Source organism: Aurantimonas marianensis (assembly GCF_024195285.1).
Lineage (GTDB): Bacteria > Pseudomonadota > Alphaproteobacteria > Rhizobiales > Rhizobiaceae > Aurantimonas > Aurantimonas marianensis.
In genome coordinates, this window is record NZ_JALHBS010000059.1 from 1 (window position 1) to 26,578 (window position 26,578).

The window sequence follows — 26,578 nt, forward strand, 5'->3', positions numbered from 1 at the left end:
TCAGGTTCACGAGGTTCTCGGCAAATACGCTCAGGACCAGGGCTACCAGCGCCTGTTCCTGCTGGCCCCGAACTATCAGGCCGGCAAGGATTCGCTGGCCGGATTCAAGCATTCCTACAAGGGCGAGGTGGTCAACGAGATCTACACGCCGCTCGGCCAGCTCGATTTCTCGGCCGAGCTCGCGCAGATAGCCGCAGAGCAGCCGGACGCCGTCTTCACCTTCATGCCGGGCGGCATGGGCGTGACCCTCGTCAAGCAGTATCGGCAGGCCGGGCTCGACAACATTCCGTTCCTGTCCGCCTTCACCGTCGACGAAACGACGCTGCCCGCCCAGCAGGATGCGGCCGTCGGGTTCTACGGCGGCGCCAACTGGGCGCCGGACATGGACAACGAGCAGTCGAAGGCCTTCGTCGCCGCCTATGAGGAAAAATACGGCAGTGTGCCCGGCACCTACGCCATGCAGGCCTACGATGCCGCGCAGCTGATCGACAGCGCGGTCAAGGCCGCCGGCAAGCTCGACGACAAGGATGCCTTGCGCTCGGCGCTCGAGGCCGCCGACTTCCAGTCGCTGCGTGGCGATTTCAAGCTCGGCAACAACCACTACCCGATCCAGGACTTCTACCTGGTCAAGGTGGCCAAGCGCGACGACGGCAAATACCAGACTGAGATCGCCGAAAAGATTTTCGACGACTACCAGGACAATTACGCCGCCGAATGCAAGATGCCGTAGCGGACTGCTGCTGAAGCCGGCGGGGGACCAACCCCCGGCCGGCGCCGAGCGGGTGTCGATCTTGACGTCGAGCGCCGCCGTTCTGGACTGGCGGTGCCAGGATGGCATCATGGCCGTTTGCCGCGATGAACGAGCCGCCGAAGGGCACGGATGTTCAACCTTTTCCTTCTCCAGGCGCTGAACGGGATCCAGCTCGGCATCCTCTTGTTCCTCGTCGCCGCCGGGCTGACCCTGATCTTCGGGGTCATGGACCTGATCAATCTCGCGCACGGCGTTCTGTACATGGTCGGCGCCTACCTCGCGGCGACCTTCACCGCCTTCACCGGTGATTTCTTCCTCGGGCTCGCCCTTGCCCTGCCGGCGACGCTCGCCTTCGGTATCGTTCTGGAATTCCTGATCTTCCGACGTCTCTACGACCGCGATCATCTCGATCAGGTGCTCGCCACCTTCGGGCTCATCCTGATCCTCAATGAGAGCGTGAAGATCATTTGGGGCGCGGCACCGATGAGCGTGCCGATCCCCGATATCCTTTCCGGCTCGATCCCGCTCATCGGCAATATGCGGTATCCGTTCTTCCGGGTGGCCATCATCGCGTCCGGTCTCCTCACTGCGCTTGGCCTTTATCTGATGGTCAATCACACGCGGATCGGCATGCTGCTCAGGGCCGGCGCCACCAACGGGCCGATGGTCTCGGCGCTCGGCGTCGATATCGGCCGGCTGTTCATGCTCATCTTCGGCCTCGGGGCGATGCTGGCGGGCTTTGCCGGTGCCATGGTCGCGCCGATCCTTTCCGTCGAGCCCGGCATGGGCGACAGCGTCCTGATCCTGACTTTCGTCGTCATCGTTATAGGCGGCGTCGGCTCGGTTCGCGGCGCCTTCGTCGCGGCGATCCTCGTCGGCCTGGTCGACACGCTCGGCCGCACCTTCGGGCCGATCCTGTTGCGCAGCCTGATGGATCCGTCGGCCGCCTCGCAGACCGGTCGAACCCTGGCGCCGATGCTGATCTACATCCTGATGGCGGCGGTACTGTTCTTCCGGCCCTCCGGTCTGTTCCCGGCCAAGGGGGCGGCGCAATGACCACGGGCCTGTCGGACGCCGCCGCCTCCACTTCGCGGGTCGACATCGGCCCCATCCGTCGCCCGTTTTTCGGGCGCCATGGCGCCAGCGTCGCGGCCGCCGTCATCTTCGCCGCTCTCGGGCTCTTGCCGTTGCTGGCCTGGGTGCTCGGCGATCCTTTCCTGCTCGTCACCGCCACCCGCCTGACGATTTTCGCCATCGCGGCGCTCTCGCTCGATCTCGTCCTCGGCTACGGCGCGATGGTTTCTTTCGGCCATGCGGCCTTCATCGGTCTGGGTGCCTATTCTGTCGCGATCCTCGCGGCGAACGGCATCGAGGACATTTTTCTTCAGACGCTCGCCGCCATCCTGGCTTGCGCGTTCTTCGCCCTGATCACCGGGGCGATCTCGCTGCGGACCAAGGGCGTCTATTTCATCATGATCACCCTCGCCTTCGGCCAGATGGCATATTTCTTCATGGTCTCGCTGTCGGCCTATGGCGGCGATGACGGCATCACTCTCTCCAACCGTTCAACGCTGTTCGGTACGGATGTGTTGGAGAGCGATCTCGTCCTTTTCTACGGCGCCCTCGGCTTCCTAATTCTCGCTTTTATCAGCCTGAGGGCGCTGGTCGCCTCACGTTTCGGCCGGGTGCTCCGCGGCACGCGCGACAATCGGCTTCGCATGCAGGCGATCGGCTTCGCACCCTTCCCTTATCAGCTGACCGCCTATGTCATCGCGGGCGCGATCGCCGGCGTCGCCGGGGTCTTTCTCGCCAACCAGGCGGAGTTCGTGTCGCCCGCCTACATGAGCTGGCAGCGCTCCGGCGAGCTCATCGTCATGGTCGTGCTCGGCGGCATGGGCACCCTGATTGGCGCGATCGCCGGGGCGATCGCCTTCCTGCTGCTCGAGGACTGGCTGGCGCAATTCTCCGAGCACTGGAAGCTTTGGCTCGGCATCCTTCTGGTTCTCATGGTCCTCTTCACCCGAGGCGGGATCGCCGGCCTCGGTCGTCGGCTTTTCGGGAGAGCGGGACCATGAGCGCGCCGCTGCTCGAACTCCGCAATCTCAGAAAAAGCTTCGGCGCCCTCGCCGTCACCGACGATGTCAGCCTTGACGTCGCACCTGGCGAACTCCACGCAATCATTGGGCCGAACGGCGCCGGCAAGACGACGCTGATCCATCAGCTCTCCGGCAGTCTGCGCAGCAATTCCGGCACGGTCCGCTTCGCCGGCGAGGACATCACCCGCCTGTCCATGGTCGAGCGGGTGCGCCGCGGGCTCGCGCGATCCTTCCAGATCACCTCGATCCTGGACGGCTTCAGCGTCCTGGAGAACACCGCGATGGCCGTGCAGGCGCGGACGGGCTCAAGCTTCCGCTTCTTTGCGCCGGCGGCGCGCGAAAGGCGGCTGAACGACGAGGCGATGGCGGCGCTTGCGCGCGTCCGGCTGGACGACCGGGCCGACCGCCGGGCGGGCAGCCTGTCGCACGGCGAGAAGCGGCAGCTCGAAATCGCGATCGCGCTCGCCACGGGAGCGCGCCTGCTCTTGCTCGACGAGCCGCTCGCCGGCACCGGCCACGAGGAATCGGCCATTCTCGTCGACCTGATGCGGGAGCTGAAAGCCACCCATACGCTGGTGCTGATCGAGCACGACATGGAGGCCGTCTTCGCGCTCGCCGATCGGGTGAGCGTGCTCGTCTACGGCCGGCTGATCGCCACCGGCGCGGCCGAGGAGGTGCGCGCGGACGCCGAAGTCCGCAATGCCTATCTCGGCGAAGAGGAGGCGACCTGATGCTGGCGATCGAGGCGCTGGAAAGCGGCTATGGCGACTCCCGCGTCCTGTTCGGGATGGAGTTTTCGGTCGCCGCCGGCGAGGCCGTCACGCTGCTCGGCCGCAACGGCATGGGCAAGACCACGACCGTCAAATCGCTGTTCGGGCTCTTGAAGCCGCGCGGCGGCAGAATTCTCATCGACGGCGACGACGTCACCGGGTGCCCGCCCCACGTCATCGCCAAGCACGGCCTTGGCCTGGTGCCGGAAGGGCGACAGATCTTTCCGACGCTGTCGGTCGAGGAGAACCTCGTGGCCACCCACCGCGCCGGTACGGGGCCCGCCGAATGGACGCTGACCAAAATTTACCGGCTGTTCCCACGCCTTCAGGAACGTCGGCGCAATATGGGCAATCAGTTGTCCGGCGGCGAACAGCAGATGCTGGCGATCGGTCGCGCGCTGATGACCAATCCTCGCCTCGTCGTCCTCGACGAAGCGACGGAGGGCCTGGCTCCGCTCATCCGCGAGGAGATCTGGACCTGCCTCGCCGCCATCAAGGATGCCGGGGCGGCGATCCTCGTCATCGACAAGAACGTCGATGCGCTCGCCCGTTTTGCCGACCGTCACGTCGTTATCGAGAAGGGCCGCGTCGCCTGGACCGGAACGACGAACGAACTCAGATCGACACCGGGGATCAAGGACCGGTTCCTGCACGTCTGAGACCAACCAACACGCGATGTCGAAGGGAGATATGCGATGACGATCATGACCGCCGGGGTGACAAAGGCCGACGAAGGCATCGACGGCATCCGCTGGAACATTCTCGGCCAGACCTACATCCCGAAGCAGCACTGCGAGAGTTCGCTGTCCTGGCACGCGACGTTTCCGGTCGGCACCTTCGTGCCGCCGCATATCCATCCGACCCAGGATGAGTTCATCTACATGTTTCAGGGCCGGCTGGATCTGGTCCTCGATGGCCAGGAGACCTTCGCCCAGCCGGGCGATACGATCCGCCTGCCACGCGGCATACCGCACGGTATCTTCAACCGCAGCGATGCCGACGTGAAGTGCCTCTTCTGGGTTTCGCCGGCGCGCCGGCTCTACGATCTTTTCTGGGCGCTGCACAATCTCGGGCCGGAGGCAGATCCGGCCGAAGTCGTGGCGATCTCCGCCAAGCACGAAGTGGATTTCCTGCCGCCGCCGGATGCCGAGTGATCCACACGGCCGAGGGACTGGAGGACAGACCATGAAAGTGATCATCGTCGGGGCCGGCATCGGCGGTCTGACCGCCGCGCTGATGCTGCACAAGCGCGGCATCCGGGCCGAGGTCTACGAGCAGTCTTCCGAAGTTCGCGAAGTGGGGGTCGGGATCAACACCCTCCCCCATGCGATCCGGGAACTCGCCGAGGTCGGGCTGCTGCCGGCGCTCGACAAGGTCGGCATCCGCACCCGCGAGCTCGTCTACTACAACCGCCAAGGCCAGGAGGTCTGGCGCGAGCCGCGCGGCACCGACGCCGGCCACCCCGTGCCGCAATTCTCGATCCATCGCGGAAAACTGCAGAAGGTCATCCACGACGCCGTGATCGAACGGCTGGGGCCGGACGCGGTGAAGACCGGGCTGAGCCTTTCGGGGTTCATGCAGGACGAAGGCGGCGTGACCGCGCATTTCACCGACGCGGTGAAGGGCGACGCGGGAACGACGGTGCGGGGAGACATCCTCGTTTGCGCCGACGGCATCCACTCGGCCGGCCGCCGTCACTTCTACCCTGACGAGGGAGCGCCTTGCTGGAACGGCGTTCTGATGTGGCGCGGCGCGACCGAATCGACCGCGTGGGGCGACGGTCGGACGATGGCGATCGGCGGCGGCATGGGCGCCAAATTCGTGCTCTATCCCATCGCCGAACTCGGCGGCGGCAAGCAGCTGATGAACTGGGTCGTCAACGTCAAGATGGCCGACGGCAAGACCTCGCCGCCGCCGCCGGAAAGCTGGTCCCGTCCGGCACTGCGCTCGCTGGTGCTGCCCTACGCCAAGCGCTTCACCATTCCCGATTTCGATGTCGCGGCGCTCGTCGAGGCGACGCCGCAAGCATTCGAATATCCGATGTGCGACCGCGACCCCCTCCCCCGCTGGACCTTCGGGCGGATTACGCTGCTCGGTGACGCGGCCCATCCGATGTATCCGGTCGGCTCCAACGGCGCCTCGCAGGCAATCCTCGACGCCCGCTCCCTCGCCGACGCCCTGCATCGCGCCGAGCACCCCTGCCAAGCCCTGTGGGAATACGAACGGGACCGGCTGCCGACGACCGCCGAGGTGGTGCAACTCAACCGAAAAGGCGGCCCCGAGCGGGTCATCGACGAAGTCGAGAAGCTGGCGCCGGGTGGCTTCGATCACGTCGATGCCGTGCTGACCCGCGCCGAACGCCAGGCAATCGTCAGCTTCTATGCGGGCAAGGCCGGCTTTGCCGCCCAATCGAGTGGTCAGGCGGAGCGCAAGGCCGCCAACGCCTGAGACAAGTTCTCCAAGGGGAGGACGAGTCATTCACGATGCTGATTGCAAGTGCGATTTATTAGTTTAATGTTAAAATAGTTTCTGGATGCAGGATGATCCCGTGACCATCGAACGAAGGCCCCGACATATCCTCGTCACCGGCGCCTCACGCGGCATCGGGCGGACGATCGCCGGGCGCTTTGTCGCTTCGGGCGATACGGTGACAGTGCTGGCACGCTCTCACGATGGGGCCGAAAAGGTTTGCGCCGAACTCGGAGCCGCGGCCGCCGTCGCGGCGGATGTCACCGATGCCTCGGCCTTGGAAGAGGCGCTCGGCATGGCGGCCAAACGCTCTGGCCCCATCCACATCCTGGTCAACAACGCTGGTGGAGCCGAGACAGCCCCGGTCTCCCGGCTCGACGTCGACCAGCTCCGGCGGATGATGGCGTTGAATGTCGAGCCGGTGCTTACCGCCATACGCTCGGTATTGCCGCCCATGAAGGAGCGCGGCGTCGGCCGGATCGTCACGATTGCCTCGACCGCTGGGCTCAAGGGTTATCCCTATGTCGGCGCCTATTGCGCCGCCAAACATGCCGTCGTCGGACTCACCCGGGCGCTGGCATTGGAACTCGCGCCGACGGGCATAACCGTCAACGCCGTGTGTCCGGGTTACACGGACACCGACCGCGTATCAGGGTCGCTCGATCGGCTGGAGCAGAAGACCGGGCGCGCGCGCGCCGACCTTCTCGCCGAATTCACCGGCGCCAATCCTCTCGGTCGGCTGATCCGCCCAGATGAGGTGGCCGATTGTGTGCATTGGCTGGCTGGCGCCGGCGCCTCGGCCATCACCGGCCAGGCGATCACGGTCGCGGGAGGTGAGCTGTGAGCAATGCCAGACGCGAGACGGTGGACCCAATCGATGCCGAATCCAAGGTGCGTGAAAGTCCGCAATACCACCGCGCCGAATTGCGCCTCTGGCTGCGGCTCCTGACCTGCGCCAATCTGATCGAGGCCAGGATCCGCAAACGGCTGCGCGAGGAGTTCGACACCACGCTTCCGCGCTTCGATCTGATGGCGCAGCTCGAGCGCTCGCCGGACGGCATTCTCTTGGGCGAGCTGTCCCGCCGGATGATGGTCTCCAACGGCAATGTGACAGGGCTCGTCGATCGTCTTGTCCAGGAAGACCTCATCGAACGTCAGGTCTCCGAGACCGATCGCCGTGCGGTCCGTGTTCGCCTGACAGCCAAGGGACGATCGGTTTTCGCGACGATGGCGGAGGCGCATGGCAACTGGATCGCCGAGATGCTCGGGGAACTCGCTCCGACCGAACAGGAGGCGCTCTGGAACCAGCTGGGCGATCTGAAGGCCTCCGTCCGCAAAGCGGGCAACAGCGCACGGACGCCGACCATCCGCGGAGAGACATCATGAAACGCCAGAACGCGGTCGCCGCGCCACTCGCCGACTTCGCGCCGGAGCATTTCCGCCTGTCGATCGAGGGCGGGATCGCGACGGTGATGCTGAACCGGCCGGATCGGAAGAATCCGCTGACCTTCGAGAGTTATGCCGAGCTGCGCGACACCTTCCACGCGCTGCGCTTCGACGACACGGTGACGGCCGTCGTGCTCACCGGCGCCGGCGGCAATTTCTCCAGCGGCGGCGACGTTTTCGAGATCATCGAGCCGCTGACCAAGATGGGTGCGTCGGAGCTCCACGCCTTCACGACGATGACCGGCGATCTGGTCAAGGAGATGCGGGCTTGCCCGCAACCGGTGATCAGTGCGGTCGAGGGTGTGTGCGCCGGCGCCGGTGCGATCATGGCCATGGCGTCGGATATGCGGGTCGGAGCGGCGGGCGCCAGGGTCGCGTTCCTGTTCAACCGCGTCGGCCTTGCCGGCTGCGACATGGGCGCCTGCGCGATCCTGCCGCGCATCGTCGGCCAGGGCCGCGCCTCCGAGCTTCTTTACACCGGCCGCTTCATGAGCGCCGAAGAGGGCGAGCGCTGGGGGTTCTTCAACCGCCTTACCGACAAGGGCGGCGCACTCGATGCTGCCATGGAGATGGCCGAAGCGCTGACCGAGGGGCCCACCTACGCCAATTCGGTGACCAAGCGCATGCTGCAGATGGAATGGGCGATGGGTGTCGACGAGGCCATCGACGCCGAGGCGATCGCCCAGGCGCTGTGCATGAAGACCGGCGATTTTCGCCGCGCCTTCGAGGCCTTCGCCGAGAAGCGGCGGCCGGTCTTCCAGGGAAACTGAAACGATGGCGGACAAGAGCTTCCTCGCCTGGCCGTTCTTCGAGGAGCGCCACCGCCGGCTGGCGGACGATGTCGAGCGCTGGGCCGCAGATAAAATCGCCGCTCTCGCCGATCATCACGACATCGACGCCAGCTGCCGCCGGCTGGTCGAGGCGATGGGCGCGGCTGGCTTCCTCGTTCATGCTGCGCCGGAGGATGGTCGTTTCGACGTCCGCAGCCTGTGCATCCTGCGCGAGACCTTCGCGCGTCACGACGGCCTGGCCGATTTCGCCTTCGCCATGCAGGGGCTCGGCACCGGGGCCCTGACCCTCTCCGGGTCCGACGAGCTGAAGCGGCGCGTTCTGCCGGGCGTGCGCGCCGGCGAGACGATCGCGGCATTCGCCCTGACCGAGCCCGAGGCGGGGTCGGATGTTGCCCAGATCGCGCTTAAGGCCACGCCCACCGACGGCGATATGATCAGGCTCGACGGCGAGAAGACCTGGATCTCCAATGGCGGCATCGCCGATCATTACGTGGTCTTCGCTCGCACCGGCGAGGCGCCGGGCGCGAAGGGGCTTTCGGCCTTTTCCGTGCCTGCCGACACGCCCGGCCTCGTCATTGCCGAGCGGCTGGAGACGATCGCGCCGCATCCACTCGCGCTGCTGCGTTTCAAAGATTGCCGGATACCGGCGGCGAACCGCATCGGCAAGGGCGGCGAAGGCTTCAAGATCGCCATGGCGACGCTCGACGTGTTCCGCTCGACGGTCGGCGCCGCGGCGCTCGGCTTCGCCCGCCGCGCTCTCGACGCAACGCTGGACCGGGCGCGCACCCGTCAACTTTTCGGCGGGCCGCTCGCTGATCTGCCGCTCACCCAGACCGCATTGGCGGAAATGGCGACGGCCATCGATACCTCCGCCCTCCTCGTTTACCGCGCCGCCTGGACTCGCGATGCCGGCGCGCCGCGGATCACGCGCGAAGCGGCGATGGCCAAGATGGTGGCGACCGAAAGCGCCCAGAAGGTCATCGACCGTGCCGTACAGATCCACGGCGCCGAAGGGGTGCGTTCCGGGTCGGTTCCCGAGACGCTCTATCGCGAGATCCGCGCGCTGCGAATCTATGAAGGCGCCACGGAGGTCCAGAAACTCATCATCGCCCGCCAACTCCTGTCGCAAGTCGCTTGAGGAGAACGCTATGACCGACACGTGCCACGTCGATACCTATGTCCTCGACAATTTGCCGCCACCTCACCTGATGCCGGACTTCATCACCCTCGATCGTCTCGGCTATCCGGCGCGGCTGAACGCCACGGTCGAACTCGTCGACAGGCACGTCGCCGAGGGCCGAGGCGAACGCGTCGCGCTGATAGGCCCGGACGTCTCCTGGACCTATGTCGAACTGGCCCGGATGATCGACCGGATGGCCAATGTGCTGGTCGGCAAGCTCGGCCTCGTCCCCGGCAACAGGGTGCTGCTTCGCTCGGCCAACAATCCGACGCTGGTGGCGCTGTATATGGCGGTCATCAAGGCCGGCGGTGTGGTCGTGGCCACGATGCCGCTCCTGAGGGCAAAGGAACTCGTCAAGATTATCGACAAGGCCGAGATCGGATTGGCTTTTTGCGATGCATCGCTGATCGCCGAGATGGATAAAGCCGCCGTCGCGTCGCCTGTGCTCGCCCGCGTCGTAACGTGGTCCGGAACTGCCGACGGGGAGTTGCGCGAGCTGATCGAGGACGTTTCCGACCGGTTCGAAGCGCCGGCGACACGGGCGGACGACCCCTGCCTTCTCGGCTTCACATCGGGAACCACCGGTCTGCCCAAGGCGACAGTCCACTATCACCGGGATCTCCTCGTCATTTGCGACGGCTATGCAAAAGAGGTGTTGCGGGCGAATGCGGACGACGTCTTCATCGGCTCTCCTCCCCTCGCCTTTACCTTCGGCCTCGGCGGACTGGTTCTGTTCCCGTTCCGGATCGGCGCGACGGCCGTGCTGATCGAAAAGGCCGCACCGCCGGATCTCGCCAAGGCGATCGGCGATTATCGCGCGACCGTCTGCTTCACCGCCCCGACCGCCTATCGCGTGATTGCCGCCAAGAGCGGCGAGTTCGATCTGTCGTCCTTACGCAAATGCGTTTCGGCGGGCGAAACATTGCCACCGCCAACCTATTGGGCGTGGCTGGAAGCGACCGGACTCAAGCTGATGGACGGGATCGGCGCGACCGAAATGCTGCATATCTTCATCGCCGCGCGCGAAGACGAGATCCGGCCGGGCGCCACCGGCAAGCCGGTTCCAGGTTACGAAGCGCGGGTGATCGACGCCGATGGCAAGCGCTGCCCGACCGGCACGCCCGGCCAGCTCGCGGTGCGCGGGCCGATCGGCTGCCGCTACCTCTCCGACGACCGTCAGACGGCGTATGTGAGGAATGGCTGGAACATCACCGGCGACACCTATGTCGAGGACGCGGACGGCTATTTCTGGTTCAAGGCGCGCGACGACGACATGATCGTGTCCTCGGGCTACAACATTGCCGGGCCGGAGGTGGAAGCCTCCCTCCTCGCCCATCCGGCCATCGCGGAAGCCGGAGTCGTCGGCGCCCCGGACGCGGATCGCGGCTGCATCGTCAAAGCCTATGTGCGGCTGGCGGAGGGCCACACCGGCGACGACGCCTTGGTCGAAGCGCTGCAAAACCATGTGAAGCAGGACCTGGCACCCTTCAAATACCCCCGGTCGATTGTTTTCGTCGAGGCGCTGCCGAAGACCGAATCGGGCAAACTGCAACGCTTCGCGCTACGCCAACAGGCTCAGCGGGAAGCCAGCCAGGGAGAAATGGCGTGAACCTGACCCGTCCGGTCGTCGGCGAGGCCGCGACATCCGATCGCCCGACCGCCGGGAGTGGTCTCACCGCTTTGCAACCAGCGGGTTGGCCGACGCCAAAAGGCTACGCCAACGGCGTGATGGGACGGGGCAACATGGTCCTGACCGGCGGGCTGATCGGCTGGGACGAAAATAAGGAATTCCCCGAGGGTTTCGTCGACCAGGTCGAGCGGACCCTGACGAACGTGCTCGCAGTCGTGGCGGAAGCCGGGGGTGGACCCGAGCACATCGCGCGGCTGACATGGTATGTCAGGAGCATTCCAACCTACCGCGCTTCGCTGGCCGAACTTGGGCCCGTCTATCGCCGGGTCATGGGCCGCCACTATCCGGCGATGGCGCTGGTCGAGGTCTCCGATCTGGTCGAGCCAAAGGCGCTGGTCGAGATCGAGGCCACTGCCATCGTGCCGGACTGACGAAGGATCGAAACGCGCCATGATGCAATCTTTCCGGCGGCAGGATACGGGCCCATTGACCGACTTCGACGCGGCCTACGCCAACAGTGCCGCGATTGCCGGATCGCAGTCCTATCCGCCGCGATGGGCCGCCGCCGCCGCCGCCTTCCGCGAGTATCTCGCCCTGGATGGACGCGCCCAGCTCGATTGCGTCTATGGCAACGCGCCCCGCAACCGCTACGATCTGTTTCTCCCGGACACGGCTCCGAGCGGTCTCGTCGTCTTCGTCCATGGCGGCTACTGGAAAGCGTTCGACAAATCGCTTTGGTCGCACCTAGCAGAAGGGGCGCTGCAGCGCGGCCATGCGGTCGCGATGCCGAGCTATACGCTTTGCCCCGAAGCGACAATTGGCGCGATCACGCGCGAAATCGGCGCGTTCCTCGATCACGTCGCCGGCGAAATCTCCGGGCCGATCCGCCTTTCCGGTCATTCCGCAGGTGGCCATCTCGTCTCGCGCATGCTCTGCACCGACGCGCCGATCGCGCGCGCCACCGCCGATCGTATCGACCGGACGGTTTCGATCAGCGGCGTTCACGATCTTCGCCCGTTGCTCGCGACCGGCATGAACGACACCCTGCGGCTCGATCTTGCCGAGGCGCGGACCGAAAGCCCGGCGCTTCTCGAACCGCGTACGAATATCGACATCACCTGTGTGGTCGGTGGGGACGAACTCGACGAATTTCGCCGCCAGAACGCGCTGCTCGCCAATGTCTGGCATGGCTTCGGCGTACGGACGCGAGCGATCGAACGGCCAGGAAAGCATCATTTCGACGTCATCGACGGACTCCGCGATCCGGCGGGTGAAATCGTCGCGATCTTGACGGGCACCCCGAACTCCTGAAACCGTCATGCACAGACAGATGAACCCATCGCCGCATATGCGGCAGGAGACTTCATGAAAGCGATCTTCGTCCAGTTCAAATGCCGGCCCGGCATGGCCTACAAGGTCGCCGACAGCCTAATCCAGGAAGTCCCGGAAATTTCGGAGGTCTATTCGACCTCCGGTCATTACGACCTGATCGCCAAGTTTTATCTGGCCGACGAGCAGGACATTGGTCATTTCGTCACCGAACGGCTGCAGGTAACCGAGGGCGTCGCCGACACGTTCACGCTGGTTGCCTTCAAGGCTTTCGGCTGAGGCGCCGGCCACAGCCCGCCCCTACTCCGCCGCCTCCCGTTTCTCTTCCTCCGCCCGAGCATCGGCACCATGCGGTCGCGGCCTTGCCTTGCGCCGGGTCTCGATGTCCTGCTCGCGTTTCTTGGCAAGTTCGCGATGCGCCTGGTCGCGTCCGGCGAGATACTGCTTCGGCCAGTGCTGGTTGCGCGCGTCGTACCAGGCCGCGGCATCGCGTGTGAAATACGGGTTCCACAGGTGCGGACGACCCAGTGCGACGAGATCGGCGCGGCGCGTGTGCAGGATCGTGTTGACCTGGGCCGGCTCGGTGATCGCCCCGACGGCCATCACCGCCAGTTTCGGCACGTTGCGGATCGCCTCGGCGAACTGGACCTGAAACATGCGGCCATAGACCGGCTTCTGGTCGGCGACCGTCTGCCCGGCCGAGACGTCGATCAGGTCGCAGCCGGCCTCGGCGAAGGCTTTGGAGATCGCGATGCTGTCGGCCTCCTCGATACCCCCCACCTGCCAGTCGGTCGCGGAAATGCGCACCGACATCGGCTTATGCGCCGGCCACACGGCGCGCATCGCCTCGAACACCTCCAGCGGATAGCGCAACCGGTTCCGGATTTCCCCGCCATATTCGTCCTGGCGGGTGTTGGTTAGCGGCGACAGGAAAGAGGCCAGCAGATAGCCGTGGGCGCAATGGAGTTCGACCATGTCGAAGCCGGCCCGTTCCGCCCGCTCCGTCGCCTGAACGAAATCCTCGCGGATGCGGTCCATCGTGACGCGGTCGAGCTCCGCCGGGACCTGGCTGACACCCTCGAAATAAGGGATCGGCGAGGCCGAATAGATCGGCCAGTTCTTCGTTTCGTCCGCGAGCGGCCGGTCCATCTGCTCCCAGCCCAGCTGGGTCGAACCCTTGCGGCCGGCATGGCCGAGCTGCATCACCATCTTCGTCGTGGTGTTGGCGTGGACGAAGTCGACGATCCGCTTCCATTCGGCCTCGTGCCGGTCGGTCCACAATCCAGCGCAGCCCGGCGTGATCCGCGCGTCGGCCGAGGGACAGGTCATTTCGGTGAAGACGAGGCCCGGACCACCGAGCGCGTGCGAGGTATAGTGGACGAAGTGCCAATCGGTCGGATTGCCGTTCGCGTCGGCCGAATATTGCGCCATCGGCGACATCACCACGCGGTTCGCGATCTCCATGTCGCGGAGGCGGAATTTGGTGAACATCGGCGTCGGCCGGCTATCACGGTAATCGTCACCGGTCTCACGGTAGAGCTGCTCGTAGAAGGCGGTATCGACCTGCTCGACGAAGCGCGGATCGCGGACGATCAGGTTGTCGTAGGTGATCGCCTTCGCCCGGCACATGACGACCATCGAGAACTGTTCCGGGCTCATGTCCCAGGATCGGTTCATGTGCTCGAACCAGGCGAGCGAGACGTCGGCATTGTGCTGGATGATCTGGCAGGGCGTGCGCCGCTCCGCGTCATAGGCCGCAAAGGCGTCCTCGACGCTCGTCTCGCCATGTTCCACGACAGCGTCGGACAATGCGATCGCGCATTCCATCGCGAGCTTGGTGCCCGAGCCGATGGAAAAATGCGCCGAGGCCTTGGCGTCGCCCAGAAGCACGATGTTCTCGTGCGACCAGCGATGGCAGAAGATGCGGGGGAACCGGCGCCACTGCGACCGGTTGAGCAGCAGGCCGTGCCCATCCAGATCTTCCTCGTACAGCGCTTCGAGCCTGGCGCGGGACTCTTCCTCGTCGCTCTCCGAGAAGCCGTGGCCCTGAAAGCAGGCCTCGTCCATCTCGAACACCCAGGTCGAGCGGCCCGGTTCGTACTGATAGCAATGGGCGCAGACGATGCCGTGTTCGGTTTCGCGGAAGAAATAGTTGAACTCGTCCATCGGCCGGGTCGAGCCCATCCAGCAGAAGCGGTTGGACTTGATCGTTACCTCGGGCTGGAAGGCCTCGCGAAAATGCTCGCGAATGCGCGAGTTCACCCCATCCGCGGCGACGATGACGTCGGAATCGGCGAAGCGGGTGGCGATGTCCTCCGGTGCGACTGCCTCGGAAAAGTGCAGCTCCACCCCCTCCTCCCGGCAGCGCTGCTGCAAGATGGCGAGCAGCTTCATCCGCGAGATGCCGGCAAAGCCGTTGCCGGAACAGCGCATTTCGGTGCCCTGCTTGTGGATGGCGACGTCGTCCCAATAGGCGAATTCGACGCGGATGCGATCGAAGGATTGGCGGTCCCGCGACAGGAACTCGTGCAGCGTCTCGTCGGAGAACACCACGCCGAAGCCGAACGTGTCGTCGGCGCGGTTCTGCTCGTAGATCTCGACCGACCAGTCCGGCCGCCGCTTCTTGGTCAGGAGGGCGAAATAGAGGCCGCCAGGACCGCCACCGACCACGGTGATACGCATGGGCTCTCTCCTGTCGGGTCGAACGGATCGTCGCACAAGATATTTTATAATTAAACTATATCATTGCAAGTTCCGACTTCGGCGCGCTTCCCCACGGTGGGGAGTCATCGAAACTGACATTACGCCGCCTGGCGATACCTATCCGCTCGGCATCGATCAGCGTTCGCCGCGTCGGTATGGCTGCATTAGAGCTTGCGGCACCCGCGCCCGCCGGGCCATCACCACTAGCGCCACGATCGATAAAACGTAGGGGATCATCAAAAAGAGCTGATAGGGCACCGCATTGCCGATGACCGTCTGAAGCCGAAGCTGGTAGGCGTCGAACAGGGCGAAGAGGATTGCGCCCAGAAGCGCCCGCCCAGGCCGCCAGGATGCGAAGACGACCAGCGCGATCGCCACCCAGCCGCGGCCCTGTACCATGGTCGGAAAGAAGCTGTTGAAGGCCGACAGCGTCAGGAACGACCCACCGAGGCCCATCAGCGCGCTGCCCGCGACGACAGCGCCGATCCGTATCTTGATTGGATCGAGCCCCTGAGCCTCCGCCGCGTGTGGATTCTCGCCGGTCATGCGAATGGCGAGGCCGAGCGGCGTACGCGCCAGTATGTACGCGAGCAACAGCGCGAGGAGGATCGCGAGATAGGTCGGCGCCGTCTGGTTGAACAGCGTCGAGCCGAGCAGCGGCAGTTCGGACAGCATCGGAAAATTGATCGGCTGGAATGGCGCGATGGTCGGCGGGGTCCCCTGGACCGGCACGACCAGCCGGAAGACGAAGTAGGCGAGACTCGAAGCAAACAGCGTGATGCCGAGTCCAGTAACGTGTTGCGACAAGCCGAGGGGAACCGTCATCAAGGCGTGGAGCAGCCCGAACATCGCGCCGCCGAGCGATGCGGCGAGGAGCCCGAACCAAAGGCTGCCGCCCTGGAACACCGCCAGCCAGCCGATCATCGCGCCGAAGGTCATGATACCTTCGATGCCGAGATTGAGAACGCCTGCCCGCTCGCACAGGAGCGCGCCGAGCGTGCCGAAAATCAGCGGCGTGGCGATGCGCAGGACGGCCGCCCAAAGGCCGGCCGACGCGAAGATGTCCAATGCCTCGCTCATCGGCGGATCCGGTAGCCGGTGAAGAACAACGCCACCAGCATGGTCAGCAACGACAGCGCCACGGTGACGTCGGCGATGAAGCTCGGTACGCCGAGCGCGCGGCTCATGCCGTCCGAGCCGACGAACATCGTTGCCGCGAACAGGGCCGCGGCGACGACGCCGAGCGGATGAAGATTGGCCAGCATCGCCACGACGATGCCAGCATAGCCGTAGCCCGGCGACAGATCCGTCGTCACATAGCCTTTCACGCCCATCACCTCGATCGCTCCGGCCAGACCCGCCAGACCGCCGGACCAGCAGGCGACCTTGACCAGTGTCGCGCCGAGCGGCACACCGGCGAAACGCGCCGCCGACGGATTGAGGCCGACCGCGCGCGCCTCCATGCCGAACACGGTGCGGGATTGAACGATGAACACGATGACGGCGGCGATGACGGCGAACACCAGGCCGATATGCAGACGGGAGCGCTCGACCAGCTTCGGCAGCAGCGCGTCGCCGACAACCGGCACGGACTGCGGCCAGCCGAAGGCGAGCGGATCCTTCAGCGGCCCCTCGATCATCATCGAGACGAACAACAGGACGATGAAGTTCAACAGCAGCGTCGTCACCACCTCGTCGACGCCAAAGCGCAAGCGGAGCGCCAGCGGTAGCAGCAAGAGGATCATCCCCGCCGCCGCGCCGACCAGCATCAAGGCCGGGACGAGCGCATAGCCCGGCAGCGCGAGCCCTTGTTGCGAACCGAACGCCGCCGCGGCGAGCGCGCCGGCATAGAACTGACCTTCGGCACCGATATTCCAGACCCGTGCCCGGAACGCGACGGCGACCGCAAGGCCGGTCAGGATCAGCGGTGTCGTTCGCGTCAGCGTCTCGGTCGCGGCCAGCCGCGAGCCGAACGCCGAAACCAGAATCCGCTGATAGGCTTCCAACACCGGCGCGCCGGCCAGCGCGATCAGGATGCCGGACAGGCCCAGCGCGACCAGGATCGCGACGACCGGTGCCGTGACGACGAGACCGATCGAGCGATGTTCCCTGCGCTCCAGACGCATCAGGCGGCCTTCCCCCATTCGCCGGCCATCATCAGCCCGAGGCGGCGGGCGTCGATCGCGTCCGTCGCGACCGGATCGGACAGACGTCCCTTAACGATCGCCTGAACTCGGTCGGCAAGCGCCAGCACCTCGTCGAGATCTACCGATATGAGCAAAACGGCCGTGCCCGCCCGCCGTGCCGCCAGTATCTCCTCATGGACGGCGGCGATGGCACCTTCGTCGAGGCCGCGGGTCGGCTGGGCGGCCAGAAGGATTTTCGGCGCCGTCGCCAGATTGCGGCCGAAGATCAGCTTCTGCATGTTGCCGCCCGACAGAAGCCGCGTCCTTGTGTCGCTGGTTCCGCCGCGAACATCGAAGCGTTCGATGACGCCGGCGCAAAAAGCTTTTGCCGCATCGCGCCGGACGAAACCGAAGCGGGAGAAGCGCGGTTGGCGGACACGTTCCAGCACGGCGTTTTCCCACAGCGCGAAATCACCGATCATGCCCTCGCTGTTGCGGTCTTCCGGAATGCGGCCAATGCCGAGGGATACCAGCCGCCGCGGGTTCTCCCGTCCGCGGCGGACGCCAAACATCGTCAGCTTGCCCTTGTTGGCGTGGACCAGGCCGGACACGAGATGGGCCAGGGTGGTCTGGCCATTGCCCGAGACGCCGATGATCCCGAGCGTCTCGCCGGCCCGCAGCGTGAAGCCGCAATCGACGAGCCGGCGCACGCCGTCGACCCTTACCGCGATCCCCTCGGCGGTCAGCATCACCTCCCCTGGCGCTCCTGCTTCGCGGACAGGCCGGGAGACCCGGCGGCCGACCATCAGCTCGGCCAGCTCGTTCTTGGAGGTGTCCCTCGCCGCCCGCTCGGCCACCACGCGGCCAGCGCGCAGCACGACGACCCGGTCCGCCGCGGCCAGAACCTCGTGCAGCTTGTGCGAGATGAAGATCAGCGACAGCCCTTCGGCCGCCATGACACGTAGGATCTCGAACAAGCGCTGCGCCTCGGGCTGGGTCAGCACCGCGGTCGGCTCGTCGAGGATCAGGATACGGGCGTCGTTATAGAGTGCCTTGAGGATTTCGACGCGCTGCTGCTCGCCGACGGACAGATCGCCGACCCTGGCGTCGAGATCGACATCGAGGCCGAAGCGTTCCGCCAGAGCGGTCAGCTTGTCACGGGCGGCGCCGGCCCGCGAGCGCCAGCCGAACAGGCTTTCGGTGCCGGTCATGACATTTTCAAGCACGGTCAGATTGGGCGCCAGGGTGAAATGCTGATGCACCATGCCGACGCCCGCGTCGATCGCCGCGCGCTTTTCCTCCATCGGGTCGACCGCGTCTGCCGGCACCATCGATTTTTCAAAGACGATGTCGTTGCCGCCTTCCTTCATCAAGCTGAAGGGGGTGTAGTTCTTGCCGGTCGGATTGCCGGCCTGCATGTCGGCGATGGCGGCGTCGAGGATCGGCCGGAAATACCACATGGCGTTGGCGAAGACCGTGTCGGGGTAGCGCGGCGTATAGTCGATCAGCGATCCGATCGCCTTGATGCCGCGCTCCTTCGCCGCGTCCGCGGTACCAATCCGCTCGCCGAACAGGATATCGGCGCCGGCGTCGATCTGCGCCAGGCCCGCCTCGCGCGCCTTCGGCGGATCGAAGAACGTGCCGATGAAGCCGATGAGATGCTTGGCGTCGGGTCGAACGGCGTCGACCCCGGCCCGGAAACCGTTGATCAGCATATTCACCTCGGGGATCGGGATTGCCCCGACCGAGCCGAAGATGCCGCTCTCGCTCATCTTGCCGGCCAGCATCCCGGCGAGATAGGCGGCCTCGTGGTTCCATGTGCCGAAGGTGCCGAAATTGTCGCCGGCCGGGCCGCCGCTCGACCCCATCAGGAACGCCGTGTCAGGATAGTCGGCCGCCACCTGGCGTGCCTCGGATTCGACCGCGTAGGACTCGCCGACGATCAGCTTGGCGCCTTGCTCGGCGTATTCGCGCATGGCGCGGGCGTAGTCGGTGCCGCCGACCCCCTCGGAGAAGACATAGTCGATGGCGCCGTCCCTGGCCGCTTCCTGAAGCGCCTGATGGAGACGCGAATTCCAGGCGTTCTCTACCGGCGAGGCATGCAGGCCGGCGACTTTCAGCGGCGCCTGCGCGAAGGCGCGCGGTAGAAGCAGTCCAGTGCCGACCGCGGCGCTTGCAAGCAGAAAACCGCGCCGTCCGATCGTCCCGATTTTAGTCATGCCTTCTCCCTCCAGCGGTGCCACCATGGCTCATATCGGGGCAATCTGAGGGGCTGCCCAATTCATTGTCAACCGCGATCATCGCGTATCAAGTGATCAATGGGCGTCGCGTTCGGCTTGCGGCGCATAGGCGGCGGCATCGACAATCGCGTCGCGGCCGTCGAGGAACAATCGGCACACCCGCGGCTCCGATCGCGCGATGATCCGCCCGCGACGCACGACCGCCAGCCGATGCGCCTTGAGGCGGATGGCCTCGATCGGATCTTGCGCCTGCAACACAACGAAATCGGCGTTGTCGCCCACAGCGAGGCCGTAACCGTCGAGCCCCATGACCCGAGCGGAGTTGATGGTGACCGCTTCGAAGCAGGCGCGCATGGCCTTGCGCGACGTCATTTGGCCGACATGGATGGCCATGTGCGCGACTTCGAGCATGTCGCCGGAGCCGAGCGAGTACCAGGGGTCCATTACGCAGTCGTGGCCGAAGGCGACGTTGATCCCGGCGGCCATCAGTTCCGGCACGCGGGTCATGCCGCGGCGCTTGGGATAGTTGTCATGGCGACCCTGCAGCGTGATGTTGATCAGCGGGTTCGGAATGACATGCATTCCGGCGTCGAGGATCAAGGGGATCAGCTTCGAGACGTAGTAATTGTCCATCGAATGCATGGAGGTGAGGTGCGAGCCAGTGACTCGCCCTTGCAGCCCGTGCCGGATGGTTTCGGCCGCCAGGGTCTCGACATGGCGCGACAGCGGGTCATCGGATTCGTCGCAATGCATGTCGACAGGAAGGCCGCGCTCGGCCGCGATCCGGCAGAGCGCGACGACCGAGGCGGCACCTTCCGCCATCGTCCGCTCGAAATGCGGGATGCCGCCAACGATATCGACGCCCATGTCGAGGGCGCGGGCGAGCGCGTCGGCAGCGCCGGACGCGCGCAGATAGCCATCCTGCGGAAAGGCAACGAGCTGTAGATCGAGATACGGCCTCACGCGGTCCTTGACCTCGAGCAGCGCTTCGACGGTGACGAGGCGCGGATCGCTGACGTCGACATGGCTGCGGATGGCGAGCAGGCCTTGCGCGACCGCGAGATCGCAGTAGCGGAGCGCCCGCTCGACCAGGGCCTCGCGGGTCAGGAGCGGCTTCAACTCGCCCCACAGCGCGATGCCCTCCAGCAGCGTCCCGGACCGGTTCATCCGGGGCAGCCCGAGCGATAGGGTCGCGTCCATGTGGAAATGCGGATCGACGAAGGGCGGCGAGACTAAGCGATTGGAGGCGTCGATGGTCTCTCTGGCTTCGGCGCCGATGCCGCGCTCCACAGCCGCGATCCGGCCATCGCGGACTGCGATGTCGATCCCGGTCCGGCCATCGGGCAAATTGGCGTTGGTGACGATGAGGTCGAACATCGAATCGCTCCAGCGCGCGGGGGGTCAGTCCTGGCGACGTCGTCGCGGCATAGGCAGGGCGTCCGGACCGGGACGCCCTCGCGCAGGAATTGCAGCGACGGCGTCCTCGGCCCGGGAGCAAACAGCTAGATCGTCAAGACGGTCGCGCCGGTGGTTTTCCGTGCCTCGAGATCGCGGTGCGCCTGCGCCGCTTCCGAGACTGGGTAGGTCTGACCGATGGTGATTTTCACCACGCCTGATTCGATGACGTCGAACAGTGCCTTGGCCGAGGCGTCGAGTTCATCGCGATTGGTGTTGTAGCCGAACAGGCTCGGCCGGGTCGCGTAGAGCGATCCCTTCTGGTTGAGAATGCCGAGGTCGATATCCGGCAGTTTGCCGGAGGACTGGCCGAAGGCGACCCACAGACCGCGATTCTTCAGGCAATCGAGGCTGCCCGGAAAGGTATCCTTGCCGACCGAATCGTAGACAACGTCGCATTTACGACCGTCGGTGATCTCCCGCACCCGCTCGACGAAATCCTCTTCGCGGTAGTTGATCACATGGTCGTAGCCATTCTCGCGGGCGAGCTTGCATTTTTCCGGCGTGCCGGCGGTGCCGATGACGGTCGCGCCGAGATGCTTGGCCCATTGTCCGGCGATCAGCCCGACCCCGCCGGCTGCGGCATGAAACAGAAGAACGGTCTCAGGCCCCACCTTGAAGGTCCGCCGCAGGAGATATTCCGCCGTCATGCCCTTCAGCATGACCGCCGCGGCGGTCTTGAAGTCGATCGAATCGGGCAGCTTCACGGCCTTGTCCGCCTCGGTGACGAGCCGTTCGGCGTAACTGCCGGTAACGCCGTTATAGGCGACGCGGTCGCCCACCTGGAAGCGGTCGACCCCCTCCCCGACTTCGGCGACGACCCCCGCGCCCTCCTTGCCGAGAACGAAGGGCATCGTCGGCGACTTGTAGACGCCGGTGCGGAAATAGACGTCGATGAAGTTAAGGCCGGCGGCCTTCTGATCGACCAGGATCTGGCCGGGACCCGGCCGACCCGGATCGTGATCCTCCCACTTCAGGACCTCCGGGCCACCCACTTCGTGAACGACGATCGCCTTGCTCATGCTTCACTCCCGTTATTCTCAGATCACAATGAAATCGGATCGTTCGCTCCGGTGTCATCGTGATCGAATCCACTAAGTCGGCGCGGAATGCGCGCGGGAAGCCGGTTCCCACTCTTCTTCATTCCGCGCTAGTCGTGTGACACGCCCCGCAGCCGGTCGATGATCTGAAGGACGCCGCCGATGGCGAACAGATAGAGGCCGGAGGCGACAAGTCCCCATTCGACCCACCAGGGCGAGGCGAAATTCATGAACAGTGCCGCGAGCCCCAACACCGACCAGACGGCGAAAACGCCGAGATTGACCGGGCGCAACCGCTCGACGCGCACAGGGTGCAGAAACTTGATCGGCAGGAACGTCGCCACGGAGCAGAACGCCACGAAGGCGAAGGCGGTCCACTCGTTTGGCTGGATGGCGAAAAACGTGAAGATGACCATGTTCCAGGCGACCGGAAATCCGCGAAAGAAATTGTCCTTCGTCTTCATGCGCAGATCGGCATAGTAGATCGCGCTGGATATGACGATCAGCGCCGCGGCGACGAACGACCATGGCCGGCCGATCATGCCCGAGAGATAGAGCGCGACGGCGGGAATCATGACAAAGGTCGCATAGTCGATGATCGAATCGAGGAGATCGCCCGACCAGTTCGGCAGTACGCGCTTGATCTCGATCCGGCGAGCCAGAGGGCCATCGATGCCGTCGACGAACAGCGCGAATCCCAACCAGCCGAACATCGCCACCCAGCGCTGTTCGGCCGCCGCAATGACCGACATGAACGCGAGAAACGCCCCGCTGGCGGTCAAGAGATGCACGCCGAAGGCACGCCACTTATCGAAGGCGCTGACTGCGTCTGTCATGAATCCCCACGCTGCGCCGTTGCATTTTGCCGCCCCTCGGCAAACCACCATTGCCATCCGCTGTAACCGGCGTATGTCGGGATTCCAAGTGAAACGAGCGACATCGTTCGCAGTTTCGGACCATTTCACTGGACAAGCCGGCGGGAGATTGTGCAATTGGCAACAGAGCGTAGAGAGATCGCCGTCGTTGGAGGCGGATTGGCGGGAACGGCCACCGCGCTGGCTTTTGCCGACCGCGGCTTCGACACCGTCCTGATCGCGCCGAAATCGACGCCGGATGCGCGCAGCACCGCGCTTCTAGGCGATTCCGTCGCGTTTTTGGCCAACCTCGGCGTCATCGATCGGCTCGGCGCCAAAGCGGCCCCTCTGGCAGTGATGCGGCTCATCGACGACACCAGGCACCTGTTTCGTGCGCCGGTCGTGGAGTTTCGCGCCAGCGAGATCGGCTTGGCTTCGTTCGGTTACAATGTTCTCAATTCCGATCTCCAGGCGGCGCTGAACGCCGGCGTCGCGGAGGCGCAAAGGCTGGAGGTTCGCGAGACGGCGGCGCGGGGCTTCACGATCGATGGCGACCGCGCCGTGGTGACGCTCCAGGACGGTGGGAGCTATCGCGTCGGTCTGGTCGTTGCGGCGGACGGACGGCGCTCGCCGATGCGCGAGGCGGCCGGCATCGGCGTGCGGCAATGGATCTATCCGCAGAGCGCCATCGTCTTCAACTTTCGCCATCGCATCGATCATCATTCCGTCTCGACGGAATTCCATACGCGGGCCGGCCCGTTCACGCAGGTGCCGCTGCCCGGCCGGCGTTCATCGCTCGTTTGGGTCGAGGAGCCCAACCTCGCCGAGCTCTACGTCGATCTAAAGCTGGACCGTCTCGCGCGCACGGTCGAAGACAAGATGCATTCGATCCTCGGCTCGGTTGAAATCGAGGAACCGATCCAGCGTTTTCCGCTGTCCGGCGCTTCGGTCGACCGGATGACCGGCGAACGACTCGCTCTCGTCGGGGAAGCCGGCCATGCATTTCCGCCGATCGGTGCACAAGGGCTCAATCTCGGCTTGCGCGACTGCGAGGCAATCGTCCGGTTAGCCAGTGAGAGCCGCGGAGATCCGGGTCAGCGGACCACCCTGTCGCGTTACGAAGCGGCCCGACGCGCGGACGTCCGCTCGCGCACCCTAGGCGTCGATCTTCTCAACCGCTCGCTTCTTGCCGACTTCCTGCCCACGCAGCTCACGCGGACCGTGGGACTGGCCGCGATGCGAAGTGTTCCGCTCCTGCGTCAGTTTGCCATGCGCGAAGGTTTGTCGCCCGGCGCGGGCCTGACCGGAGTGCCCCGATCAATACGCGAAGGGATCGGCCGGAACGATCCCTGAGGAGATCAGGAAGAGTAACAGCGTGACCGAGGCGACGGACACCACCGTCGTGACCAGGACCGAAGCCGAGGCGCGTTCGACCCACACGCCGTATTGCTGCGCGATGACGAAGACATTGGTGGCCGTCGGCAGGCTGGCGAGCAGGATCGCGCTCTTCACCCAGACCGGATCGAAGTTACCGAACAGTCCCAGCAGCAGCCACACGGCGAGCGGATGCAGCACGAGTTTGATCGGCACGATATAGCCAAGTTCCACCGGCACCCGTTTCAATGGCCGCAGCGCCAGCGTCACCCCCATCGCGAACAAAGCGCAGGGCGCCGCCGCGTTGGCGAGAAGCTGGAGGAAGCGGTCCACCGGCTCCGGCGGCGTGGCCCCGAGGATCGCGGCAGCGACCCCCAGGGCGGTCGCGATGATAAACGGATGCGTGACGATCTTGACCACCACGCCGAGCGCGATTTTCGCCGGCGATCCCTTGCGATCGCCGCCCAGCGCCATCATCAGCGGCGCCATGGTGAAATGCAGGGTGTTGTCGAAACAAAAGATCAGTGCCACCGGAACCGCGGCTTCCGGGCCGATGGCGACAAGCGCCAGTCCCGGCCCCATATAGCCGATATTGCCATAGGCCCCGGCGAGCCCCTGAATCGTGGCGACGGGAATGTCGCCCCGCGTTCTCGCCAGTGCCACCGCGAAGCCCAGGGCGAAGATGAGGAAGGTCGCCAGTGTCGTCGCAACGATGAAACCGCCGCTGGCGAGCTTTTCGACCGGGGTTTTCGACAAAAGCTGGAAGAACAGCGCCGGTAGCGCGATATAGATGATGAAGACGTTGAGCCAAGCGAGCCCGTCCACCGGATGACGGACGATCCGGCCCGTGACGAATCCGAGCGCGATCAGGCCGAAGAACGGCGAGATCAGCCCGACGATCGCGATCAACGGGCAGTCCGGGGCATGAGGGGAAGCGTCATCGGCTTGCGGTTCGTCGGCGGCTGCGACCGACGCGCTTGCGTTGTCGCTTCGAGATTGGCTATTGCCGGTCCCATAAGGGAGTCGTGAATTTGATGCAAACTGCCCGCTTCTTCATCGGACAAGTCGTCTGCCACCGCATGTATCCGTTCCGCGGTGTCATCTTCGACGTGGATCCGGAATTCGACAACACCGAGGAATGGTATAATTCAATCCCCGAAGAAGTGCGGCCTCGCAAGGACCAGCCGTTCTACCATCTCTTCGCCGAGAACGCGGAGAGCGAATATATCGCCTACGTCTCGGAGCAAAATCTCCTGCCCGACGAGACCGGGATTCCGGTTCGCCACCCCCAGATCGGCGAGATCTTCGACGGCCCCGTCGACGGCGCGTACCGACTGAAAGGCGCCCACCGAAATTGAACGCAACTCGGTTATGCTGCGGGCGACAAACGAACGGCGGCTGAGGCCGCCGTTGCATTTATCGAGAATGCCGATCCAAGAGGCGCATCGCCTACTGCGCGGCAGGATTTGCCTCACCGGTATTGTCCTTGGCGGCTTTCTGGGCCTCCTCGAACTTCTTGCGCCGTTCCTCGGCCTGCTTCTGCAGCGCTTCGTCCAGCTCCTTCTGGCGCTGCGCTAGTTCAGGCTGAGCCTTCGGAGCACCATCATAGGCCTGGGTAAAGCCGGACAGGCTGACCGGGATCGGGTTCGCCTGGCGCTGGAAGTTGATCGAGGTCACCGTCATCTGCTTGCCCCGCTTCATCGAGGCGACCATGGCATCGGTCAATTCCGCCTCGGCGATACAGCGGTCCGTGAAGCAGACCGAATAATTCAGAGTCTGCGGCTTTTCGTCGTCGACCTTCATCTGAACACCAGCCGGAATGACCCGGCCGGTCGGCACGACGGCCTGGATAACCTTCTGGTTCACCTTGCCCTTGACGTCGATCAGATTGACCGCGGTGAGCAGTTGGCGCGTGGCGGCGATGATCGTGTATTGCGTGTTGCAGATCTCATTTTCGCCCTGCGTCGAGCAGACCTTGAACCATTCTGCGGGGATCGCCTGGCCTTGGGCCGGAGCGGCAGGCTGCGCCTGGCCGGCGGCGGGATTGGCGTCCTGGGCGTTCGCCCCAAAAACGCCGACGGCAAGCGTCGCGAGCCCGACCAGCCCGGCGGCGAGCAGCGTGGTGAAAGCGTTCGACAAACGGTGCGTCACAGGCCTCAATTCCTCTCGGCATAAACAAAATCGGGAAACAGCGTTCCTTAACGGCCAACGACCTGTTTCGCAAATGCGGCCGTTTGAAGACCCTCGATCCACATCCACGCGCTTCACGATGGTATGCAAAGCAAGGCTTTACGGTTAGAATCCCATCCAAGATACGTCAATCG

At 64.9% G+C, this 26,578-nt stretch carries 26 protein-coding genes; 17 read left to right on the top strand and 9 right to left on the bottom strand.

The window, feature by feature from the left end; translation table 11 throughout:
* The 15 genes from MJ956_RS10580 to MJ956_RS10650 all read left to right on the top strand — a co-directional run.
* Positions 1–730: ABC transporter substrate-binding protein (locus tag MJ956_RS10580; RefSeq protein WP_253964434.1), on the top strand; the 730-nt coding region annotated here is incomplete at its 5' end.
* 150 nt (positions 731–880) lie between these two features.
* Positions 881–1,807, top strand: coding sequence for a branched-chain amino acid ABC transporter permease (locus MJ956_RS10585; protein WP_253964435.1), 927 nt, complete (start codon positions 881–883; stop codon positions 1,805–1,807).
* On the top strand, positions 1,804–2,826 hold the full coding sequence (locus MJ956_RS10590; RefSeq protein WP_253964436.1) for a branched-chain amino acid ABC transporter permease: 1,023 nt from the start codon (positions 1,804–1,806) through the stop codon (positions 2,824–2,826). The genes MJ956_RS10585 and MJ956_RS10590 overlap by 4 nt, the downstream gene beginning before the upstream one ends.
* Positions 2,823–3,578, top strand: a complete 756-nt coding sequence (locus MJ956_RS10595) for an ABC transporter ATP-binding protein (RefSeq protein WP_253964437.1) — start codon at positions 2,823–2,825, stop codon at positions 3,576–3,578. Before MJ956_RS10590 ends, MJ956_RS10595 begins: the two co-directional genes overlap by 4 nt.
* Positions 3,578–4,276 carry an ABC transporter ATP-binding protein gene (locus MJ956_RS10600; RefSeq protein ID WP_253964438.1) on the top strand — a complete coding sequence of 233 codons (699 nt, stop codon included), beginning with the start codon at positions 3,578–3,580 and terminating at the stop codon, positions 4,274–4,276. Before MJ956_RS10595 ends, MJ956_RS10600 begins: the two co-directional genes overlap by 1 nt.
* A gap of 36 nt (positions 4,277–4,312) precedes the next feature.
* Positions 4,313–4,771, top strand: a complete 459-nt coding sequence (locus tag MJ956_RS10605) for a cupin domain-containing protein (RefSeq protein ID WP_253964439.1) — start codon at positions 4,313–4,315, stop codon at positions 4,769–4,771.
* A gap of 31 nt (positions 4,772–4,802) precedes the next feature.
* A complete protein-coding gene (locus tag MJ956_RS10610; RefSeq protein WP_253964440.1) occupies positions 4,803–6,065 on the top strand; it encodes a flavin-dependent oxidoreductase in 1,263 nt (420 codons plus the stop codon).
* Positions 6,066–6,150: 85 nt separating this feature from the next.
* Positions 6,151–6,930, top strand: a complete 780-nt coding sequence (locus tag MJ956_RS10615; RefSeq protein WP_253964441.1) for an SDR family NAD(P)-dependent oxidoreductase — start codon at positions 6,151–6,153, stop codon at positions 6,928–6,930.
* Positions 6,927–7,472, top strand: coding sequence for a MarR family winged helix-turn-helix transcriptional regulator (locus MJ956_RS10620; protein WP_253964442.1), 546 nt, complete (start codon positions 6,927–6,929; stop codon positions 7,470–7,472). Before MJ956_RS10615 ends, MJ956_RS10620 begins: the two co-directional genes overlap by 4 nt.
* Positions 7,469–8,302, top strand: a complete 834-nt coding sequence (locus MJ956_RS10625) for an enoyl-CoA hydratase family protein (RefSeq protein ID WP_253964443.1) — start codon at positions 7,469–7,471, stop codon at positions 8,300–8,302. Before MJ956_RS10620 ends, MJ956_RS10625 begins: the two co-directional genes overlap by 4 nt.
* A gap of 4 nt (positions 8,303–8,306) precedes the next feature.
* Positions 8,307–9,461: an acyl-CoA dehydrogenase family protein gene (locus tag MJ956_RS10630; protein ID WP_253964444.1), complete on the top strand. Its 1,155-nt coding sequence runs from the start codon at positions 8,307–8,309 to the stop codon at positions 9,459–9,461.
* A 10-nt stretch (positions 9,462–9,471) separates the two neighbouring features.
* Positions 9,472–11,112, top strand: coding sequence for an AMP-binding protein (locus tag MJ956_RS10635; protein ID WP_253964445.1), 1,641 nt, complete (start codon positions 9,472–9,474; stop codon positions 11,110–11,112).
* Between the two features lie 2 nt (positions 11,113–11,114).
* Positions 11,115–11,564, top strand: a complete 450-nt coding sequence (locus tag MJ956_RS10640) for a RidA family protein (RefSeq protein ID WP_256477828.1) — start codon at positions 11,115–11,117, stop codon at positions 11,562–11,564.
* 55 nt (positions 11,565–11,619) lie between these two features.
* On the top strand, positions 11,620–12,444 hold the full coding sequence (locus MJ956_RS10645; protein WP_253964447.1) for an alpha/beta hydrolase: 825 nt from the start codon (positions 11,620–11,622) through the stop codon (positions 12,442–12,444).
* A 54-nt stretch (positions 12,445–12,498) separates the two neighbouring features.
* A complete protein-coding gene (locus MJ956_RS10650) occupies positions 12,499–12,741 on the top strand; it encodes an Lrp/AsnC family transcriptional regulator (RefSeq protein ID WP_253964448.1) in 243 nt (80 codons plus the stop codon).
* A gap of 21 nt (positions 12,742–12,762) precedes the next feature.
* Here MJ956_RS10650 and MJ956_RS10655 read toward each other — a convergent pair whose 3' ends face one another.
* The 7 genes from MJ956_RS10655 to pcsA form a co-directional block, all read right to left on the bottom strand.
* Complete coding sequence (locus MJ956_RS10655) at positions 12,763–15,144, bottom strand: oxidoreductase (protein WP_253964449.1); 2,382 nt, start codon at positions 15,142–15,144, stop codon at positions 12,763–12,765.
* A gap of 156 nt (positions 15,145–15,300) precedes the next feature.
* Positions 15,301–16,245: an ABC transporter permease gene (locus tag MJ956_RS10660; RefSeq protein ID WP_253964450.1), complete on the bottom strand. Its 945-nt coding sequence runs from the start codon at positions 16,243–16,245 to the stop codon at positions 15,301–15,303.
* Positions 16,242–17,291, bottom strand: coding sequence for an ABC transporter permease (locus tag MJ956_RS10665; protein WP_253964451.1), 1,050 nt, complete (start codon positions 17,289–17,291; stop codon positions 16,242–16,244). The genes MJ956_RS10660 and MJ956_RS10665 overlap by 4 nt, the downstream gene beginning before the upstream one ends.
* Positions 17,291–19,537, bottom strand: coding sequence for an ATP-binding cassette domain-containing protein (locus tag MJ956_RS18995; protein WP_423724835.1), 2,247 nt, complete (start codon positions 19,535–19,537; stop codon positions 17,291–17,293). Before MJ956_RS18995 ends, MJ956_RS10665 begins: the two co-directional genes overlap by 1 nt.
* Positions 19,538–19,606: 69 nt before the next feature.
* Positions 19,607–20,908, bottom strand: coding sequence for an amidohydrolase family protein (locus MJ956_RS10680; RefSeq protein WP_253964452.1), 1,302 nt, complete (start codon positions 20,906–20,908; stop codon positions 19,607–19,609).
* A gap of 125 nt (positions 20,909–21,033) precedes the next feature.
* The gene (locus MJ956_RS10685; RefSeq protein WP_253964453.1) at positions 21,034–22,008 is read right to left on the bottom strand and encodes a quinone oxidoreductase family protein; all 975 of its coding nucleotides are present in this window, start codon (positions 22,006–22,008) and stop codon (positions 21,034–21,036) included.
* Between the two features lie 128 nt (positions 22,009–22,136).
* On the bottom strand, positions 22,137–22,862 hold the full coding sequence (gene pcsA, locus MJ956_RS10690; protein ID WP_206453882.1) for a phosphatidylcholine synthase: 726 nt from the start codon (positions 22,860–22,862) through the stop codon (positions 22,137–22,139).
* Between the two features lie 156 nt (positions 22,863–23,018).
* Between pcsA and MJ956_RS10695 the strand changes: the two genes are divergently transcribed.
* A complete protein-coding gene (locus MJ956_RS10695) occupies positions 23,019–24,233 on the top strand; it encodes a UbiH/UbiF family hydroxylase (protein ID WP_253964454.1) in 1,215 nt (404 codons plus the stop codon).
* Here the strand turns inward: MJ956_RS10695 and MJ956_RS10700 are convergent.
* Positions 24,198–25,163, bottom strand: coding sequence for an AEC family transporter (locus MJ956_RS10700; RefSeq protein WP_253964455.1), 966 nt, complete (start codon positions 25,161–25,163; stop codon positions 24,198–24,200). The two genes, MJ956_RS10695 and MJ956_RS10700, sit on opposite strands and share 36 nt — an antisense overlap.
* A 125-nt stretch (positions 25,164–25,288) precedes the next feature.
* Between MJ956_RS10700 and hspQ the strand changes: the two genes are divergently transcribed.
* Complete coding sequence (gene hspQ, locus MJ956_RS10705) at positions 25,289–25,612, top strand: heat shock protein HspQ (protein ID WP_253964456.1); 324 nt, start codon at positions 25,289–25,291, stop codon at positions 25,610–25,612.
* A gap of 91 nt (positions 25,613–25,703) precedes the next feature.
* On the opposite strand, the gene MJ956_RS10710 is transcribed toward hspQ, so the two are convergent.
* Positions 25,704–26,405, bottom strand: coding sequence for an invasion associated locus B family protein (locus tag MJ956_RS10710; RefSeq protein ID WP_253964457.1), 702 nt, complete (start codon positions 26,403–26,405; stop codon positions 25,704–25,706).
* Between the last annotated feature and the right edge of the window lie 173 nt (positions 26,406–26,578).

Coding starts and splice junctions, on each gene's coding strand:
- MJ956_RS10585 (WP_253964435.1), top strand. CDS start 881: ATGTTCAACCTTTTCCTTCTCCAGGCGCTGAACGGGATCCAGCTCGGC.
- MJ956_RS10590 (WP_253964436.1), top strand. CDS start 1,804: ATGACCACGGGCCTGTCGGACGCCGCCGCCTCCACTTCGCGGGTCGAC.
- MJ956_RS10595 (WP_253964437.1), top strand. CDS start 2,823: ATGAGCGCGCCGCTGCTCGAACTCCGCAATCTCAGAAAAAGCTTCGGC.
- MJ956_RS10600 (WP_253964438.1), top strand. CDS start 3,578: ATGCTGGCGATCGAGGCGCTGGAAAGCGGCTATGGCGACTCCCGCGTC.
- MJ956_RS10605 (WP_253964439.1), top strand. CDS start 4,313: ATGACGATCATGACCGCCGGGGTGACAAAGGCCGACGAAGGCATCGAC.
- MJ956_RS10610 (WP_253964440.1), top strand. CDS start 4,803: ATGAAAGTGATCATCGTCGGGGCCGGCATCGGCGGTCTGACCGCCGCG.
- MJ956_RS10615 (WP_253964441.1), top strand. CDS start 6,151: ATGCAGGATGATCCCGTGACCATCGAACGAAGGCCCCGACATATCCTC.
- MJ956_RS10625 (WP_253964443.1), top strand. CDS start 7,469: ATGAAACGCCAGAACGCGGTCGCCGCGCCACTCGCCGACTTCGCGCCG.
- MJ956_RS10630 (WP_253964444.1), top strand. CDS start 8,307: ATGGCGGACAAGAGCTTCCTCGCCTGGCCGTTCTTCGAGGAGCGCCAC.
- MJ956_RS10635 (WP_253964445.1), top strand. CDS start 9,472: ATGACCGACACGTGCCACGTCGATACCTATGTCCTCGACAATTTGCCG.
- MJ956_RS10650 (WP_253964448.1), top strand. CDS start 12,499: ATGAAAGCGATCTTCGTCCAGTTCAAATGCCGGCCCGGCATGGCCTAC.
- MJ956_RS10655 (WP_253964449.1), bottom strand. CDS start 15,144: ATGCGTATCACCGTGGTCGGTGGCGGTCCTGGCGGCCTCTATTTCGCC.
- MJ956_RS10660 (WP_253964450.1), bottom strand. CDS start 16,245: ATGAGCGAGGCATTGGACATCTTCGCGTCGGCCGGCCTTTGGGCGGCC.
- MJ956_RS10665 (WP_253964451.1), bottom strand. CDS start 17,291: ATGCGTCTGGAGCGCAGGGAACATCGCTCGATCGGTCTCGTCGTCACG.
- MJ956_RS18995 (WP_423724835.1), bottom strand. CDS start 19,537: ATGGTGGCACCGCTGGAGGGAGAAGGCATGACTAAAATCGGGACGATC.
- MJ956_RS10680 (WP_253964452.1), bottom strand. CDS start 20,908: ATGTTCGACCTCATCGTCACCAACGCCAATTTGCCCGATGGCCGGACC.
- MJ956_RS10685 (WP_253964453.1), bottom strand. CDS start 22,008: ATGAGCAAGGCGATCGTCGTTCACGAAGTGGGTGGCCCGGAGGTCCTG.
- pcsA (WP_206453882.1), bottom strand. CDS start 22,862: ATGACAGACGCAGTCAGCGCCTTCGATAAGTGGCGTGCCTTCGGCGTG.
- hspQ (WP_253964456.1), top strand. CDS start 25,289: ATGCAAACTGCCCGCTTCTTCATCGGACAAGTCGTCTGCCACCGCATG.